This window comes from uncultured Amaricoccus sp., assembly GCF_937858865.1.
Taxonomy (GTDB): Bacteria; Pseudomonadota; Alphaproteobacteria; order Rhodobacterales; family Rhodobacteraceae; genus Amaricoccus.
The window spans coordinates 1-1,869 of sequence record NZ_CALLYO010000580.1; the positions used below are offsets into that span (position 1 = coordinate 1).

2 protein-coding genes are annotated in these 1,869 nt (G+C 75.0%); one reads left to right on the top strand and one right to left on the bottom strand.

What is annotated here, in order from left to right; translation table 11 throughout:
* On the bottom strand, nt 1–884 hold an 884-nt coding region (locus Q0112_RS17175), incomplete at its 3' end, for a histidine kinase dimerization/phospho-acceptor domain-containing protein (protein ID WP_297977228.1).
* Between the two features lie 63 nt (nt 885–947).
* On the opposite strand from Q0112_RS17175, the gene Q0112_RS17180 reads away from it, so the two are divergent.
* Nucleotides 948–1,869 (top strand): MBL fold metallo-hydrolase (locus Q0112_RS17180; protein ID WP_297977229.1); only part of this gene is annotated, 922 nt, incomplete at its 3' end.

Genomic DNA, 1,869 nt, shown 5'->3' on the forward strand with positions numbered 1-1,869 from the left:
GTCTCCTCCCGGCTGTCGCCGCGGGCGAAGGCGAGGAACTCCCCCAGCATCCGCTCCATCTGGTCGGTGTCGGCCAGTAGGTCGCGCGTCTCCTCGCTCTCCTCCATCAGCGCCAGCGTCAGCTTCATCCGCGTCAGCGGCGTCCGGAGATCGTGGCTCACCCCCGAGAGCATCTGCGTCCGCTGCTCGATCTGCCGCTCCAGCCGCGACCGCATCGAGAGAAACGCCGCCCCCGCCCGCCGCACCTCCTCGGCCCCCGTCGGCCGGAACGGCACCGAGCGCCCCTTGCCGAAGGCCTCCGCCGCCTCGGCCAGCGCCCGGATCGGCCGCACCTGGTTGCGCAGGAAGACGATGGCGACCGTCGTCAGCAGCATCGCCGCCAGGATCATCAGCACCAGCAGCTGGTGCGGGTTCGAGACCGACAGCCGGTCGCGCGGGATCGCCGCCTGCAGGACGCCGCTGCGCGTCTGCATCCGGATGACCGCGCCGCGCGAGTCGGAGAGGTCGATGGCGACCGACCCCGGCAGCGCGGCCTCGAAGGTCTCGGCCACCTTCGCGCCGGTGAAGTCGAAGAAGTCGCGCGTCACCCCCGGCTCGACCGTCGCGCCCGGCTCGAACTGCAGCCAGAGGTCGAGCGGCCGGGCCAGCTCGGCGATCCGCGCCGTCGCCTCGACCGGGTCCTCCGCGGAATCGAGCTCCCCCACCGCATAGGCGAGCTCGTAGGCGACGTTGCGCGTCATCTGCTCCGTCACGCGCTGGTAGTGCCGCTGGAAGAAGACCAGCCCCACCACCAGTTGCAGGACGACGATCGGAACCAGTAGGATCGTCAGCGCCCGCCCGAAGAGGCTGCGCGGCAGGAAGGTTCGGGCAGACGGCAGGGCCATGCGCGAGAGCGTTACGCGCCGCCGCCCCCCCACGCAAGGAACGCCCGCGCCGGAAAGGAGCGAATGGCCTCCGACCCCTTCGACCGGCGCCACGCGCCCCCAATCGGCCGCCCCGAGACGCTGGCCCCCGGCCTGCGCGTCGTCACCGCCCCGAACGCCGGCCCGATGACCTTCACCGGCACCCGCAGCTACATCCTCGGCGAGGGCGAAGTCGCGGTGATCGACCCCGGCCCGGACGACCCACGCCACCTCGCCGCCCTCGCCACTGCCCTCACGGGCGAGCACGTCACCGCCGTCCTCGTCACCCACGCCCATCGCGACCACAGCGCCGGCGCCCGCGCCTTCGCCGCCCGCGTCGGCGCCCCCCTCCTCGCCCACGCCGGCCGCCCCCCGGCCACGGCCCGGCCCGGCGGCATCGGCGGCGGCGAGGGGATCGACGCGGGCTTCCGTCCCGACCGCGCGCTCGCCGACGGCGAGACGCTGGCCGGCCCCGGCTGGACGCTGACCGCGCTCGCGACCCCCGGCCACACCGCCGACCACCTGAGCTTCGCCTGGGCCGAGGGCAAGGCGCTCTTCTCCGGCGACCACGTCATGGGCTGGGCGACGACGCTCATCTCGCCCCCCGACGGCGACCTCGCCACCTTCCGCGCCAGCCTCGCCCGGCTCCTGGCCCGCGCCGAGGCGACCTTCTACCCCGGCCACGGCGCCCCCGTCGCCGACCCGCAAGCCGTCATGGCGCACGTCCTCGCCCATCGCGCCGCGCGCGAGCGGGCGATCCTCGACGCCCTGACCCGCGCCGCGGAGACCCCCGCCGGACTGGTCGCCCGGATCTATCTCGGCGTCGATCCCGCGCTCCACGCCGCGGCCGCCCGCAACGTCCTCGCCCACCTCCTCGACCTCCGCGCGCGCAGCCTCGTCACCGTCGATGGCCCGCCCGCCTCCGGCGCCTGGCGCCTCGCGGGTGCCCCGCAATCGCCCTCCGAAA